The organism is Psychrobacter sp. M4, from assembly GCF_055699795.1.
In genome coordinates this window covers 1,949,608-1,965,852 of sequence record NZ_CM146740.1, presented here as the reverse complement: position 1 = coordinate 1,965,852, position 16,245 = coordinate 1,949,608, and the positions used below count along the sequence as shown (strand labels likewise).

At 44.4% G+C, this 16,245-nt stretch carries 13 protein-coding genes and 1 pseudogene; 7 read left to right on the top strand and 7 right to left on the bottom strand.

Annotation, left to right across the window (positions count from 1 at the left end; translation table 11 throughout):
- The first annotated feature begins 62 nt into the window (after nt 1-62).
- The 5 genes from ACR63N_RS08000 (at nt 63) to mmsB (ending at nt 6,034) form a co-directional block, all read left to right on the top strand.
- A complete protein-coding gene (locus ACR63N_RS08000) occupies nt 63-1,550 on the top strand; it encodes a CoA-acylating methylmalonate-semialdehyde dehydrogenase (RefSeq protein WP_367104374.1) in 1,488 nt (495 codons plus the stop codon).
- 139 nt (nt 1,551-1,689) lie between these two features.
- Nucleotides 1,690-2,850 (top strand): acyl-CoA dehydrogenase family protein, encoded by a 1,161-nt coding sequence (locus tag ACR63N_RS07995; protein ID WP_367109228.1) that lies wholly within the window; start codon nt 1,690-1,692, stop codon nt 2,848-2,850.
- A 65-nt stretch (nt 2,851-2,915) separates the two neighbouring features.
- Nucleotides 2,916-3,698, top strand: coding sequence for an enoyl-CoA hydratase (locus tag ACR63N_RS07990; protein WP_367110050.1), 783 nt, complete (start codon nt 2,916-2,918; stop codon nt 3,696-3,698).
- A gap of 59 nt (nt 3,699-3,757) precedes the next feature.
- On the top strand, nt 3,758-5,005 hold the full coding sequence (locus ACR63N_RS07985; RefSeq protein ID WP_367110049.1) for an enoyl-CoA hydratase/isomerase family protein: 1,248 nt from the start codon (nt 3,758-3,760) through the stop codon (nt 5,003-5,005).
- Nucleotides 5,006-5,080: 75 nt separating this feature from the next.
- The gene (mmsB, locus tag ACR63N_RS07980; protein ID WP_367110048.1) at nt 5,081-6,034 is read left to right on the top strand and encodes a 3-hydroxyisobutyrate dehydrogenase; all 954 of its coding nucleotides are present in this window, start codon (nt 5,081-5,083) and stop codon (nt 6,032-6,034) included.
- Nucleotides 6,035-6,104: 70 nt separating this feature from the next.
- Here the strand turns inward: mmsB and ACR63N_RS07975 are convergent, their stop codons facing one another.
- The gene (locus ACR63N_RS07975; protein WP_367110047.1) at nt 6,105-6,863 is read right to left on the bottom strand and encodes an IclR family transcriptional regulator; all 759 of its coding nucleotides are present in this window, start codon (nt 6,861-6,863) and stop codon (nt 6,105-6,107) included.
- 565 nt (nt 6,864-7,428) lie between these two features.
- Here ACR63N_RS07975 and ACR63N_RS07970 point away from each other — a divergent pair.
- The gene (locus tag ACR63N_RS07970; protein WP_367110046.1) at nt 7,429-8,391 is read left to right on the top strand and encodes a hypothetical protein; all 963 of its coding nucleotides are present in this window, start codon (nt 7,429-7,431) and stop codon (nt 8,389-8,391) included.
- Nucleotides 8,392-8,490: 99 nt separating this feature from the next.
- Here ACR63N_RS07970 and ACR63N_RS07965 read toward each other — a convergent pair whose 3' ends face one another.
- From ACR63N_RS07965 to ACR63N_RS07955, 3 genes are all read right to left on the bottom strand, one after another.
- On the bottom strand, nt 8,491-9,153 hold the full coding sequence (locus ACR63N_RS07965) for a 4'-phosphopantetheinyl transferase family protein (protein WP_367110045.1): 663 nt from the start codon (nt 9,151-9,153) through the stop codon (nt 8,491-8,493).
- Nucleotides 9,154-9,300: 147 nt separating this feature from the next.
- Nucleotides 9,301-9,852 (bottom strand): peptidoglycan-associated lipoprotein Pal, encoded by a 552-nt coding sequence (pal, locus tag ACR63N_RS07960; protein ID WP_472781817.1) that lies wholly within the window; start codon nt 9,850-9,852, stop codon nt 9,301-9,303.
- A 211-nt stretch (nt 9,853-10,063) separates the two neighbouring features.
- Nucleotides 10,064-10,678 carry a DUF6231 family protein gene (locus ACR63N_RS07955; protein ID WP_367110044.1) on the bottom strand — a complete coding sequence of 205 codons (615 nt, stop codon included), beginning with the start codon at nt 10,676-10,678 and terminating at the stop codon, nt 10,064-10,066.
- 195 nt (nt 10,679-10,873) lie between these two features.
- Between ACR63N_RS07955 and pepN the strand changes: the two genes are divergently transcribed.
- Nucleotides 10,874-13,468 (top strand): aminopeptidase N, encoded by a 2,595-nt coding sequence (pepN, locus tag ACR63N_RS07950; RefSeq protein ID WP_472782727.1) that lies wholly within the window; start codon nt 10,874-10,876, stop codon nt 13,466-13,468.
- Between the two features lie 92 nt (nt 13,469-13,560).
- On the opposite strand, the pseudogene ACR63N_RS07945 reads toward pepN, so the two are convergent.
- The 3 genes and pseudogenes from ACR63N_RS07945 to ACR63N_RS07935 form a co-directional block, all read right to left on the bottom strand.
- A pseudogene (locus ACR63N_RS07945) lies at nt 13,561-14,403 on the bottom strand (IS3 family transposase); the annotation flags it as partial.
- Entirely contained in the window at nt 14,388-14,903 is a 516-nt protein-coding gene (locus tag ACR63N_RS07940; RefSeq protein WP_367105913.1) for a transposase, read from the bottom strand. The pseudogene ACR63N_RS07945 and the gene ACR63N_RS07940, both read right to left, overlap by 16 nt.
- A 111-nt stretch (nt 14,904-15,014) precedes the next feature.
- Complete coding sequence (locus ACR63N_RS07935; protein ID WP_367104383.1) at nt 15,015-16,097, bottom strand: 3-deoxy-7-phosphoheptulonate synthase; 1,083 nt, start codon at nt 16,095-16,097, stop codon at nt 15,015-15,017.
- Nucleotides 16,098-16,245: the final 148 nt, after the last annotated feature.

The window sequence follows — 16,245 nt, the reverse complement described above, 5'->3', positions numbered from 1 at the left end:
TAGTCAATAACAATACGAAATAAATCATTTTAAATAATCTTAAAGCAAGATAAGGACATCTCATGCACCACGTTCAGCAGCTTATCAATGGTCAATTTAGCGACTCCAACACTAGCGAATGGATTGATCTTACTGATCCTGCTACCCAAGAAGTCATTGCTAAAGTGCCACAAACTACCGATGATGAAATCAATCAAGCAGTTGCCGCAGCACAAACCGCCTTTCAGACTTGGCGTAAAACGCCCATCACCACGCGCGCGCGTATTTTCTTGAAGTATCAAGCGCTCATCCGCGAGCATATGGACGAGCTGGCAGAGATCTTAACCGCTGAGCAAGGCAAAACCATCGCTGATGCGCGCGGTGATGTGTTTCGCGGCTTAGAGGTGGTCGAGCACGCCGCTGGTATTGCCAATTTGCAAATGGGCGATTTTGTCGAAAACGTCGCCACCGATGTCGACACCTACAGTGTCTGGCAGCCGCTTGGGGTTTGCGCCGGTATCACCCCATTTAACTTCCCGGCGATGATTCCTTTATGGATGTTCCCGATGGCGATTGCGACGGGTAATACCTTTATTTTAAAACCCTCTGAGCAAGATCCTATGGTCACTATGCGTTTGGTCGAGTTGGCGGTTGAGGCAGGTATTCCTGAGGGCGTACTCAACGTCGTTCACGGCGGCAAAGCGACGGTCGATGCCATCTGTGATCATCCCGATATCAAGGCGGTGTCTTTTGTTGGTTCTACCAAGGTCGGCCAGCACGTCTATGAGCGCGCCAGCCAATCTGGCAAACGCGCTCAGTGTATGATGGGCGCTAAAAACCACGCGGTTATTTTGCCTGATGCCAACAAAGAGCAAACGCTTAATCAATTGGCAGGAGCAGCCTTTGGGGCGGCAGGTCAGCGCTGTATGGCGCTATCGGTAGTGATATTGGTTGGCGAAGCAGGGGACTGGATTGAAGATATAAAAGCCAAAGCAGAAGGATTGGTCGTTTCTGCTGGCAAAAATGATAAAGATTTGGGGCCACTTATCTCTCCGGCAGCTAAAGCGCGCGTTGAGCATCTAATCGGTACTGGCGTCGATGAGGGCGCAAGCTTGCTACTCGATGGCCGCGGTCTTACCGTTGAAGGGTTTGAGCAAGGCAATTTTGTCGGTCCAACTATCTTTGATAACGTCACAAGTGACATGCAAATCTATCAGCAAGAGATCTTTGGCCCGGTGCTATGTATCATGCGCGCGGAGAGCTTAGGAGAGGCAATCGATATTATCAATGCCAATCCAAATGGTAATGGCACCGCTATATTTACCCAGTCGGGAGCGGCGGCGCATAAATTTCAGCAAGATATTATGGTCGGTCAAATCGGTATTAACCTGCCTATTCCGGTGCCATTACCAATGTTTTCATTCTCCGGATCACGCGCGAGCAAACTTGGCGCTCTTGGTCCTTATGGCAAACAAGCGGTACAGTTTTATACGCAATCCAAAACCGTTACCGCACGCTGGTTTGATGATGAGGCGAGCCGTGGTAAGGTAAATACTACCATTTCGATGTAAAATTCATAGTACGTCGGTTGGCTTAAAAAGAGTATATTAAGGCTGGTGGTAATTTCCACATTCTTACGTAATCAGAGATATTTTAAACCAACTGACTTTGAATTAACTATAGCCGCTTTATAAGCACAAGGATGACCCCATGGACTTCTCATTAACAGACGACCAACTTGCTTTTAGGCAAACCGCCAAACAGTTTGCGCAAAAAGAGCTTAAACCGAACGCTGCTGAATGGGATCGCACCTCCCACTTTCCAGTTGATGTGATCAAAAAGTCAGGCGAGCTTGGCTTTTTAGGACTGTATACCAATCCTGGATATGAGGGTTTGGGGCTGCCGCGATTAGATTCAGCCATGGTGTTTGAAGAGCTGGCGTGGGGCGATACTTCCATAGCAGCTTATATGAGCATTCACAATATGGTCGCTTGGATGATTGGTGAATACGGTAGCGATACTCTATGCCAGCAGTATCTGCCGAATATGGTTAGTGGCGAATGGCTAGGCAGTTATTGCTTAACTGAGCCTAATGCTGGCTCTGATGCTGCCTCCTTGCGTACTAAAGCCGATAAGCAAAGCGACTATTATGTACTAAATGGCGAGAAAGTATTTATCTCAGGGGCGGGCTCGACTGACGTACTGGTAGTGATGGCGCGTACAGGAAACGCTGGCCCCAAAGGCGTCTCAGCCTTTGTCATTGACGCCCACAGCGATGGTATTGAATACGGTAAAAACGAGCACAAAATGGGCTGGAAAGCGCAGCCCACGCGCACGATAAGTTTTAAAGATGTCAAAGTTCCGGTTGCCAATCGCTTAGGCGAGGAAGGGCAGGGCTTTAGTATGGCGATGAAAGGACTTGATGGCGGAAGGATCAATATCGGTATCTGCTCGGTTGGTACCGCGCAAGCAGCACTTGAAACGGCGGCCAATTATGTCAAAGAGCGTAGCCAATTTGGCAGTCCCATTGCCAGCTTTCAGTCGGTACAGTTTAAGCTTGCTGACATGCTCACGCAGACAGTTGCCGCGCGGCAGATGCTTTATCTAGCGGCGAGTAAAGTGGATCAGAATGATCCGCAAGCTGCCGTGTATTGCGCGATGGCCAAGCGCTTATCGACTGATCTTAGCTTTGATATTGCTAACGAAGCTTTGCAATTGCATGGCGGTTATGGCTACCTAAATGAGTATCCTCTTGAGCGTCATGTGCGTGATCTGCGCGTACATCAAATACTAGAGGGTACTAATGAGATCATGCGAGTGATTGTCTCTCGTCAAGTTTTGCAAGATGAAGGGCTCAGCCAATTACGTTAATTGTGCTTTTTGAAGTTGATTGTACTTTTTAAAGCTAACTGTATTTATTAAGACAAGGATGTTTTATGAGCGATTATACCAACCTTAAACTGACCATTGATGGTCATATCGCAACCGTAACCTTACAAAACCCACCTGCGCATACTTGGACAATGGAGAGCTTGCCAGCGCTTAAACAGCTGATAACAGATCTTAATGCTAATGATGAAGTGTATGCACTGATTATCCACGGTGATGGCGAAAAGTTTTTTTCAGCAGGTGCCGATCTCAATAATTTTGCTGATGGCGATAAAGGTCAAGCGGTTAGCATGGCCATTGCTTTTAGCGAAGCTTTTGAGGCGTTATCGAACTATCGCGGCGTGAGCATTGCCGTCATCAATGGTTATGCGATGGGCGGCGGGTTAGAGTGCGCGCTGGCGTGCGACATTCGTATTGCAGAGGGTCATGCGCAGATGGCGCTACCAGAGACCGGCGTAGGTTTATTACCTTGCGCTGGTGGTACCCAAAACCTCCCTTGGCTGGTTGGTGAAGGCTGGGCGAAGCGTATGATACTGTGCGGTGAGCGCGTCGATGCCGCAACCGCGCTACAGATTGGTTTGGTCGAAGAAGTGGTAGATAAAGGCAAGGGTTTAGAAACAGCTCAATCTCTGGCGCAAAAAGTTGCCAAACAATCGCCAGTCGCGGTCAGCTATTCCAAACAGCTTATTCAAGCAGCCAGAACCTCGCCCCCTGCACAAAACTTGATTCATGAGCGCGAAGCCTTTGTGAAGCTTTTTGATACCAGCGATCAGCGTGAGGGCGTACAGGCGTTTTTAGAGAAGCGCGCGCCCACTTGGCAAAATAAATAGACGCTACCTAATGGGCTACAATTATAATTACCTGCCTTTTCTACTTTAGAGGTTTTTGTATGACAACAATAAAATATCCCGATGACAAAAAAACTGAGCTAAAAGAAGCTCCCGTCCTTTTTAATACCGAGCCGACGGATTGCGGACATAGCATTGGTATAATGACCTTAAATACCCCAAAGTCTCTAAACGCGCTTAGCGTTGAGATGTGTCAGCTGCTATCAAAACAATTAGAACAGTGGCAAGCCAACCCTGATGTGGTAGCAATAATACTAAAGGGCGCAGGCGATAAAGCGTTTTGTGCAGGCGGTGATATTCGTAAGCTTTATGACAGTATGAATGCTGATGCGCCAAGACCAAACCCTTATGCTACTGAATTCTTTAGTCATGAGTACCGCCTGTATCGGCAGATGCACTTTTATCCCAAACCGCTCATACTTTGGGGTGACGGCATTATCATGGGCGGCGGTATGGGCCTAATGGCAGGGTGCAGTCATCGTATCGTCACCGAGCGTACCCGTTTTGCTATGCCTGAGATTACTATTGGACTGTTCCCTGATGCCTCTGGCAGCTGGTTTTTACAGCGTATGCCCGCCAGAATCGGTCTATTTTTAGGGCTGACAGGTGCCCAGTGTAACGCAAGCGATGCGCTACTGACCAATCTTGCAGAATACGCGCTAGCAAGTAATGATTACGAAGCCGTTTTACAGAGTCTGGTACAAAGCGATTGGCAAGTGATGTTTGACAACAGTTATGCTGATAGTGCGTATAGTATTACCAGCCGCGCGCTGGCGTCATTGCCTATGGCGACCGAAGATAAGCTCGCTACAAGTAAGCTTGCCTTATACTGGCGAGCTATTCAACAGCTAATGACCACTGGCGGTCTGGGCGACATTGATACGCTGCTGCGCAGTGACGAAGCGCTTAAAAAGCTTGATAGCGATTTTGCTGAGGACAGCTGGACCCAGCGCGCTATAGCTACTTATCGTCAAGGTTGTCCGGTAAGTGCTGCTTTAACCTATGGGCTTTATCATAGAGTAGCTGATTTATCGCTTGAGCAAGTATTATATTTAGAGACCAATGTGGCGGTAAACTGTGCTGCCAATCCTGATTTCAAAGAAGGCGTACGGGCGCTACTTATTGATAAAGACAGAAATCCGCAGTGGTCGCGTTCTTTAGCCGACTGCTTGACGCCTGAGGGCCGGAATTATATCGAACAGCATTTTGAAAACCCTTATAGCGCGGATATGCATCCCTTAAAAGACTGGTTGGGCGAGGATGCTCTCGCCACCCAGCAGGTGCGCTAAACAGCTATAGCAAAAATGCTAAGCCTATATCAACAATAAACGTTAATAAAAAAACAGTCATCAAGGAGTGATGAGATGAGCACCACGAACGACAATACCAGCTCGGCTAATAAACCCAATATTGCTTTTATTGGTCTTGGTAATATGGGCGCACCGATGGCAGAGAACTTGCTAAAAGCCGGTTATAAGCTATCGGTCTATGATTTATCAGCTGAGGCAACTAAACGTCTACAAGATGCTGGCGCAAGCGTCGCTGATAGTCCGCAATCTGCAGCGGCCAATGCACAAGTAGTTATCAGCATGTTACCTGCTGGCAAGCATGTCCATGCAGTCTATTTAGGTAGCGATGGTTCGGGTAACGACGAGTCAAAAGGTCTGCTATCAGCCCTACCCAAGGGCACGCTAGTCATTGATAGCAGTACCATTGCAGCAAGCGATGCTCGCATGGTTGCGGATGCTGCTGCCAAGCTTGATATAGAGTTTTTGGATGCACCAGTCTCAGGCGGTACCGGCGGTGCCATTGCAGGTAGCCTGACCTTTATTGTTGGCGGCAGCACAGCAGCTTTTGAAAAAGCTGAACCAATACTGGCGGTAATGGGTAAAAATATATTTCACGCCGGCGATCACGGCGCCGGACAAGTGGCGAAAATCTGCAACAATATGCTGCTTGGTATTTTGATGGCAGGAACGGCAGAGGCGATCAATTTAGGGGTCAAAAACGGCCTTGATCCCAAAGTGCTGTCCGATATTATGCTACAAAGCTCTGGTCGCAACTGGACGCTGGAGGTTTATAATCCCTATCCGCAAGTGATGGAGAATGTACCTTCGAGTAAAAACTATGAGGGTGGCTTTATGAGTAAGCTGATGCAAAAGGACCTTAATCTTGCTTTGCAAACTGCTAAAGACAGTCATGTCGAAACCCCAATGGGGAGCAAAGCTACTGAGCTTTATGAGGAGCATACTACAAAGCACGGCGATAAAGACTTTTCTAGCATTATGGCACGTCACGATAAATCAGTGCTTTCCTAATACTATCTGTGCTTCAACATCATTTATACAAGATGGTTTATAAAGAATGGTTTATAAATAGCAAGCTGCTTTAGCTTTGCAGCTCGTAAACCAGCGTTTGAATATCATGTGCCGCTGCTCGTAGCCGCGGTACATGGGTCAGTAGCTGATCTAAAGATACGCGTATGGTCGGCGCATGCACGTACAAAGACGCCAAATAACGCGACTGCTTATCCAGTACAGGTACCGATACTGCTACCATCTCAGAGATAAACTCCTCATTATCGACACCGATACCCGTTTTAGCGATCTTATCTAACTCTTTATTTAAAAGATCGATATCCACAAGCGTGTTTTTAGTAAATTTATCTAAGGGTAAGCTTTTGAGTATCTTTAAACGGCTTTGAGCAGATAATTGGCTCAAGTACAGTTTACCCGTTGCTGTACACCACATAGGTGATTTTGCGCCTACAGGTAAATAGATTTGTATAGGTAGGGTGGTTTTTACCCGATTGGTATAGATCATCTGGTTATGATAAGGCACGCCAAGTCCGCAGGTTTCCTTGATGTCATTGACCAGTCTTTGCAAAATCATCTGTCTTTCATTAAAGAACTGGCGCTGCTGCCAAAGCTCGACACTCAAATTACGTACACGTTTACCAGCGATAACACCGCCGCCTATGTCAATAGTAATAAATCCTTCATCGACTAAAGTTTGTAGTAATCGATGAATGGTAGGTTTAGGAATGTCTAGTTCTTGAGACAATTCCAGCGGAGACATAGGCTTGGAAGCATAAGAAACAGCCTCAATAATTTCTAGTACACGGGTAATCGAGGATACTTTGGGCATAAAAATAGCTTAATGATGAATAGGAATTCGTAATATCAATTACCACGAAAACAAAGAATGATAGTATCAGACACATGAGAGATAAATAAAATAAATTATAGAATAAAATGCTTAGTCAATGTTGTAAACTCATAAATCGATTTTTAGAACAGAGATTGTCACATCAATTCACAAAATACAACAAATGGTAGTAATAAGTCATATAATCATGCTTGAGTTACTCTGAAAAATACGACATCATAGATACACATTTTGAAATACTATTACACGTACCTTTCAAATGCAGATGTTCAATAGTACTTTTGCTTAACTATTTCAACAGTACTATAATGCTCCCGCTACTTTAAGAGTACAATGTGATCGTAGAGCAGTTATTCGCGATTTCATGTAGCAATTATTACAATATCTATGCAATCTTTACACAACGGCAAATAAAAACCCCGTATTTAGGGGTGACTTTTCAAGCCAAAATTGTTTTAATCTGCTCAACAAAACGATTGTTTAAAATAAAAGCTAAATAATCACTTTTTGTGGGCTAGTTATTTCATACTTTAGGAGAACAACTATGAAACTCATTAAATTAACTGCAATCTCTGCCGCTGTCCTAGCGTCAACTGCTGCTTTAGCAGCTGATCCTATCGTTGTCGTTGACAACGCTGATGCTATGGCTTATCAAGCGCAGCCTGTCGCTGTTGCACAGCCTGTTATGGCTGATCCAGTAGCCGTAGCTTATGAAGCTGAACCTGTAGCCTACGAAACAGAAGCCGCTCCTGTTAATAACAGTAATCGAGGTATCATTGGTAGCACTACTAATGCTATCAGTAACACGACTGGTGCTATCTTTGGTGGTACTAAGACGCTATTTAACACAGCTATCAACCCAGCCGCTGTTAGTGCTGAGATTGGTACATTAGGTTATGGTGCTAACGTTGCTTGGAGCATCAATGAAACGACTGAGCTACAAGCCGGTTGGGCAGGTGGTGATGTATCTGATTTGAAAGATAACTTTGATGTTGATGACATTGAATACGATATCGATGATGCAGATTTTAGTAACCCATATATCGGTGTACAACTACGTCCTGCTGCTAACTGGTTCACGGTTGGTGCTGGTATCATTGTACCTGATAACGATTTTGATGTAACTGCCAAGGCCGATGGTAATGTTTTCGAGATTGATGATATCAGCTACACTGCTGCTGATGTTGGTAACTTATCGGGAACTTTAGAACATCGTAATAAGCTAGCGCCTTATTTAACTGTTGGTTTCCGTCCTAATATCTCTAATAACTGGGGTGTGTTTGGTGAAATCGGTGCCGCTTATATGGGTAGAACCGATGCCACAGTAAACGCAGTTGGTGATGACAACGATTTTGTTGGATATATAGATGGAACAACTGATGTCGATAGAGCTAATAGTGATGTCACACGTCAAGAAGTTGCCCAACGTGCTGAACAAGAGCTTGAAGATAAAGATTGGTTAGAGTGGTTCCCAATTGTTAAAGTCGGTGCAACTTACCGCTTCTAATTAGTACTTATTAGCTAGTTTAAGATAAAAAGAAAAACGACCTTTGGGTCGTTTTTTTTTGTGCTTATTTTTGCTTTATACTTGTGATTGTATATTCCTTTAATAGACAACAACGGTTTGCTGGTAGGGCAAAAGAGCCACTTGATAGTAACGGTCAAGATCAAAACCAGTATTGGTATCAATCTCAATATCATCAATGATAATAGGGTTTCTGGCGTTAATAGTTGTGTCATAAAGGATAGAATCCATCGACGTTATTGTCTCTACCAATGCAGGCAAGATAGCAGCGTAATTCATACCAAGACCCTGCGCTAGAGTATATTGTTGTACTTTGATGACGCTTTCTTTGATTTGCCATAACCATCTAGCAACAATGCTTTGCTGCTCTATAGTCAGTTTTGTTAAGAGCTTAATCTCGTCAACATGATAAAAGCGCTTGGCCACGCGCCAGTTGATATCTTGAGTTTCGATGTCGATACCTGTTGCACGGCGCGCACTGGTAGTTACCGCTACTTTGTCAGCTGAATGACTAAAACAGGTATAATATCGGCTATGATTGAGCTGATACGGGAACTGCATGTCATCAAGGCTGTCTTTGATATTAAGGGCAAGCAGCTGCTGCTGTAATAATAGCCGCACGCCCGCACGCTGCCATTGACGTTTATTATGTATTGTTTCCAACGGCGGCAACTGCGCTGTCGCGCACCAGATTGTAGTGTCAAGCTGCGTATGCTGGATATGCTGTAAAGTTAAATTTTGCATAACGATGTCAATAGGAGCAGAAAATAGAAGATAAGGGCAGAGCAATAAGAGGTCAATAACTTAAGATATAAACCAGTTTAAACTAAAACCCCCAACAATAACAATATTGCTGGGGGTTTCATTATGTACATCTAAGTATTGTAGATATTAGTAAGACAATTCGGCGCGGCGGTTTTGGGCGTAAGCTTCTTCAGTAGTACCACTAACAGCAGGGCGCTCTTCGCCGTAACTGATCACTTGGATATTGTTTACATTAACGCCTTGAGCAGCAAGATAGTTACGTGCTGCTTGCGCACGGCGCTCACCTAAGGCGATGTTATATTCACGGCTACCGCGCTCATCAGTATGACCGGCAATCACTACGCCAGCTGCTGGGTTTGAATTTAACAGACTGGCATGCTGATTCAATAAACTGGCAGATTGTGAGGTAATCTCGCTGCTATCAAAAGGGAAATATACCACAGCTTGCAAACTCTCAGCGCCAGTAATGATGGCATTAGGATTGTCTACCACAACTGCACCTGTATAGCCTACTTGACCACCTGGAATCCCTAGCGGGGCGACAACGACTTCAGAGGTAGCGCGTTTAGTAGCACAACCTGTCGTGACTACCATAGCTGCTGATAATACGGCAAGCGCAGCTATTTTGGTAAAACGGCCATGGTTAACACTGTTAGATAAAGTAAGACTAGTTGACATAATAAACTCCTAAATTTTGTATTAGATTTTTTTAAACTGCTTATAGTAAATCCTAGGCAATTACCGACTATAGTAGAATGGATGTTACGTTATGTAAATAGCATTACTGTAAATGATGTCAAAGTCTATGCACTATTACAGTATGTATTTAGCAAACTGAAATTAGCTACAGTACTGTAGAGGAGAATAATTCTTGTTAAAAAACAAATAACTACCAGCGATGTTTGTCCCAGTTTTCAGGATTGGCCCAATAATCACTATTAAGCCAGTTCGGTAGTTGTTTGTAATCATATAAATTAAATTGCCATAGCGTGACCCGGGACGACAACTCCGTAGTAGTTTGAGCCAATATTTCATTGTCTACTAGACTCAGCGGCGTAAAACCATAAGCGCGCAAATCTAAAGCGTCATCAAGAGCAATGATTATGTGCGCGGCATATAAGTCGCGATAGCGCATTAGCAAAGGGATATATTGCCCAAGCAGATCTATAGATAGAGCAGGTAGCCAAAAGCATGCCAACTGATAGCGCTGCAGTTTTGGCTGCATAGCTAGCTTGTGTAGCGTAGACACAGTATTGTCTTTACTGCTGATTTTCAACGTCGGCTCTAACGCTGTCAGAGAGTGTTGATCTTGCAGCACCCATAATAAAGACGCATTTTTATTTTTTTTATTAGAGGCTTTTGATATCTCTATTGGGTCTGTCGACATAGACGTTGAATCAGTCTTGTTATCACTAAGTATAGGTAAAAGGGTGTCGATATAGTGGCATAGAATCTTTAGGGTAGCTGCAGTAGTATCAGTAGCGTTTGCCGATGAGTCAGTCATAAAATACAGCTCCTAATAAGTAAATATTCTGTCATTATAAAGTATAAGCCACCATATATAAGTAGAAATATAAGTAGGGAGTCAGACGATTGAACTTGAAATCTGCTAGTCTGTGCCAATGTATCTAAATAACATCTAATAATAGGAAGTCTTATGTCAAGCGCCGAAACCACTGCTCAAATTGTCGATCCTGAAATGGCGGATGTCCCGCTCCACGAGCCACAGGCTCCTACCAAAGTTAATCTAAAAGACTATAAAAAACCAAGCTTTGATGTGGATACGGTAGATCTAGATATAAAGCTCTTCGATGACCATGCGATTGTCGATAGCAAGCTTATTATGAATCGTCAGGCAGCAGGCGACTTGGTGTTATATGGTGAAGATGTTGAGCTGCTATCTATTACGCTTAATGATAAAGCGCTGAGTACTGAACAGTATGAGGTTGGTGATGGCAAACTCATTGTCTCTGCTGCGCCAGATGAGGTCACGCTTGAGTTGCAAGTGCGTATCCATCCGCAAACCAATACCGCACTTGAAGGCTTATATATAGCAGGCAGCGGTAAGGAAACCATGTTTGTTACTCAGTGCGAGCCTGAAGGTTTTCGTAAAATTACCTTTTATCCTGACCGACCTGATGTGTTGGCGGTATTTACGACGCGCTTAGAGGCTGATAAGCGTTTCCCGACGCTATTAGCCAATGGTAATTTAATTGAAGCAGGCGAGGTGGCAGATGAACCAGATCGTCATTATGCGATTTGGCACGATCCCACCAAAAAGCCTAGCTACTTGTTTGCTAGCGTCATCGCCGATCTAGATGTACTCACTGATCACTACACTACTAGTGAGGGTCGCAGGGTCACCCTTGAGCTGTACGCCAAAGCTGATGACATCGATAAATGTCATGTCGGCATGCAAGCGCTTAAAGATGCTATGAAGTGGGATGAGGTCAATTACGGCCGCGCTTATGATTTAGATCGCTATATGATTGTGGCTGTCAGCCAGTTTAATATGGGTGCTATGGAGAATAAAGGTCTTAATATCTTTAATACCGCTTGCGTATTATCCAGTCCCGAGACTACTACCGATACCCGTAGCTTCAATGTCAAAGCGGTCATCGCTCATGAGTATTTTCATAACTGGACCGGTAACCGCATCACTTGCCGTGATTGGTTTCAGCTGTGTTTGAAAGAAGGCTTTACCGTATTTCGCGATCAGTCGTTTTCCGCCGATCAGCAGTCAAGTGCGGTGCAGCGTATCGATGATGTGGCGATGTTACGCGCGCATCAGTTTAGCGAGGATGCAGGGCCACTTGCGCATCCGGTGCGTCCTGAGAGTTTTGTGGAGATCAATAATTTTTATACTACGACTATTTATGAAAAAGGCGCTGAGATCGTACGCATGATTGCCAATACGCTAGGGCCCAATGATTTTCGTAAAGGGACAGATGAATACTTTCGTCGTTATGATGGTCAGGCGGTCACCGTTGAGGATTTTTTGTCAGCGCTTAGTATTACTGACCGCAAAATTGAAGCGTTTATTGATTGGTATCGTCAGCCCGGTACGCCCGTCGTCTCTGGTCATCAAAATTATGATAGCGCAGCACAAACGCTGACCATTACTTTGAGTCAAAAGACTCGACATGTCGCTGGATTTGATGCACCAAAACCATTGCCGATTCCGGTAGCGACGGCGCTGTTCGATAAAGCATCAGGTGACATCGTTGCCGATCGTATGTTACTGCTAGAGCAAGCTGAGCAAACCTTTGTCTTTGAAGACATTGCAAGTGAGCCTGTCGTGTCTTTACTGCGTGATTTTAGTGCGCCGGTACAATTGAGCTATGATTATCAAGACGAAGATTTAGCGTTTTTGCTTGAGCACGAGACTAATGGCTTTAATCGCTGGCAGGTAACACAAATGCTGGTGAACCGTATTTTATTACAAGAACATGATGCAGCGGTATACTTGCAGGCTCTAGCACAAACGCTTCCTAAGCTTGCGGCTACTGATTCGATGCTAGCCGCGCGTCTATTAGATATCCCTTCACCGCAGGAGCTAGCCTCTGCTATTCATAAAGACTATGATCCAAAGCAGATTAAGGCAAAGCGCGAAGGGCTCTACAGCCAAGTTGCCAATACTTTAAAAGAGCAATGGTCAGCCCTATACGAGCAATTACCATTACAGGCGTATTCAGATACGCCTGCAGCAATGGGCGCGCGGGCACTGCGTAATGTCGTACTAGATATGGCACTAACGGCAAAAGTCACAGGCGCAGATTTGTGGGCGCAGCAGCAATACGATAATGCTAGCTGTATGACTGAACGCTTTGGCGCTCTCAAAGCCATGGTTAATCATCAAGTGGCTGAAGCGGATGAGTATTTAGCAGACTTCTATGAGCGCTTCCAAGACAATGATTTGGTCATTGATTTATGGTTTAGCGTGCAGGCATCTAGTAATTACGTAACTACTGATGACATCAAAGCGTTGCTTAGCCGTGATGATTTTGACTGGAACACACCAAACCGCATACGCTCAGTTATTAGCGCCTTTACTGCGCAGCCTACAGTGCTTTGGACAGCTGAGGGTTTGGATATTTATATTGAGGTCATTAAAAGGTTGGATGAGTCCAATCCTGTAGTCGCCTCGCGCCTCCTTCAAGTACTGGCGCGCTGGTATACACTAGTTCAGCCGCAGCGCGACATGGCGCATAATAAACTACTTGATCTGCAGAAAAAAGCCACTTCTAAGCACGTACTTGAGAGCTTGGATAGTGTGCTTGGCGCGGCATTATAATAAGTTTTGATAATGAAAGCTTCACTTTTAGTCAGCAACAACGAAAAGCCTATCTATAAAAGTGAACTGACCCCCTAAACTTGGACGGTTAATTAAAGAAAGGACTGAGTTCTGTACTTTACAGGACTCAGTCCTTTTAGTTTAAGTTGAATTCTCTCATGATTATAGTAGTGGATATACTCATGAATCTGTTGCTCTAAATCCTCAATGGTATTCGGTTTCTCAATATAAATCGTCTCACATTTGAGCGTACCAAAGAACCCTTCCATCAATGCATTGTCTAAGCAATTACCCTTACGGCTCATACTTTGATTAATATGATTCGCTCTAAGCGTACTTGCAAACGGTTTCATTTGATAGTGCCAGCCTTGATCTGAATGCAGGGTGAGCTCCTCTTTGCGCTTTGCAGGTATGTTTTTAACGGCACGCTCAAGCATCTGTTTGACTAAGTTATAGACGGGTCGTCTTGAAAGCTCGTAGCTGATGATCTCATTGTTGTAGCCATCGAGTATGGGTGATAGATACAACTTATCACTACCAACCTTAAATTCAGTGATGTCAGTAAACCATCTGCGATTAGGCGCACCTGCTCTGAACTTACGCTTGACCCTGTTCTTAGCTATAACGCCGCACTGTCCTTTGTAGGATCGATACCTTTGTCGTCTGATTCTGGCAGTCAGCTTAAGCTGTCCCATAAGCCTTGCAACCCGCTTATGGTTGACCTTTAGTCCTTCATTCTTAAGTGTCTGAGTGATTCGACGATAACCATATCGACCTTTATGCTGGTGGTAGATATCACGGATGCGCTGTTTCAAGGGAGCGTATTTGTCTTTATCCCAAAGACTCGCTCTATGATAGTAGAAACTACTCCTTGCAAGCTTTGCTATGGTGAGTAAGTCAGATAACACGTGCTGTTGTCTTAGTCCTTCGATGAGCCTTGCTTTTTGTCTGCTTGTTCCTCCGCTCTGAGCAAGGCATCGAGCTTTTTTAAATACGCATTCTCCGCTCGTAGATACTCGTTCTCACGTTTGAGCTCTGCTAGGGTCTTGTCCTCATCAGGTTTGTCTGTGATAGGAGAGGTCATAGGATTACTACCTTTATATTTAGAGGTGAGTCCAGACATACCGTAGTGTCGATAAGCGTTGTGCCAGTGGCTAATAAGCGCAGGTGAGCTGATAGTAAACCTAAGGGCAGTTTCAGACTGACTTAGTCCTTCTGATAACATCACAGCGAGCACTTTATACTTAAAGTCGCTACTGTATTTAGTCCTATCGACCTTAGGCTTGATAGCGTCTATGCCACCATGTTGATATTGCTCGACCCATTTGCTGACAAACCGCGGATTTACAGAAAACTTCTCACTGGTAGCATGTCCGCTATGTCCTTGCTTGTAGTATGCTATGACTTTGATCTTAAAGTCTAGATCGTAACGCATAAAATAACCCCCATAAATTGTGTCCAACTTATGGGGGGCAGTTCAAAGATAGGCTTTTTAGTGCTGGATATTATTTTATAAAGCTATATCAAAACAGGATTGCTGTTTTTGTTAGCGATTAGGCAACACATCTTTTATCATGTCACGCAGGTTATGCAGCGCAGTAACCGTGCTTTCCCAATCAAGGCAACCATCAGTAATGGATTTGCCATATTCAAGCTGGCTTAAATCAGCGGTAAGCTTTTGATTGCCGCCTTTTAGATGACTCTCAACCATCATACCAATGATAGATTTGTTACCGTTCTGAATTTGCTCAGCGACGTTATTGATAACCATCGGCTGCAAATAAGGATCTTTACCCGAGTTGGCATGGCTTGAGTCGATCATAATCTTAGTGCTGGTTTTACCTTGAGCAAGCTGGTTTTCAGCCTCGCTAACAGCTGTCTCATCATAGTTTGGTTTACCATTACCACCGCGCAGTACCACGTGTGCATAAGGGTTGCCTTTAGACTTGATAATAGAAACCTGCCCATCCGCTGATAGACCTAAGAAGCTATGACCTGCTTTGACCGCTTGCATAGCATTAACAGCAACCGTCATACCGCCATCCGTGCCGTTTTTAAAACCGACAGGACACGACAAACCTGAACTCATCTCTCTGTGAGTTTGGCTTTCAGTGGTACGCGCGCCAATAGCAGACCAGCTGATCAAGTCCTGCATATACTGCGGCGTATTGGGATCAAGAGCTTCGGTCGCACAAGGCAAACCTTTTTCGTTTAAATCAATCAATAGTTTACGCGCGGTACGTAGACCTTTTTCGATATCGAAGCTATCGTTCATATCAGGATCATTGATCATACCCTTCCAGCCCACAGTGGTACGCGGCTTTTCAAAATAAACTCGCATCACAATAAATATAGTGTCTTCAAGCTCTTTGGCTAATTTTGCCAAACGATCGGCATATTCATGTGCCGCTTTTATATCGTGAATAGAGCAGGGGCCAATAACGATAAACAAACGCTTGTCTTTACCATCCAAGATATCTTGAATAGTACGGCGACCGTTTGAGACCGTCTGATAAGCGGACTCTGAAAGTGGTAGCTCGGCTTTTAGTGCAGCTGGCGTGATTAAAGGGATAAATTTTTCAATATTCACATCATCAATGTCTGCATTGTAAGTAACTGTTGTAGTCATGATCGTATCGTCTAACTAATAAGTAGGAATACTTATTATGGAGCGAAAAGTGTCCGTTGACAAGGGCAGCCTTATAGTTAATTGATTGATAACAGAGATGGTAAAACCAAAAATTTGTTATACTTGCTTGTCATTTTGGTATACAAAG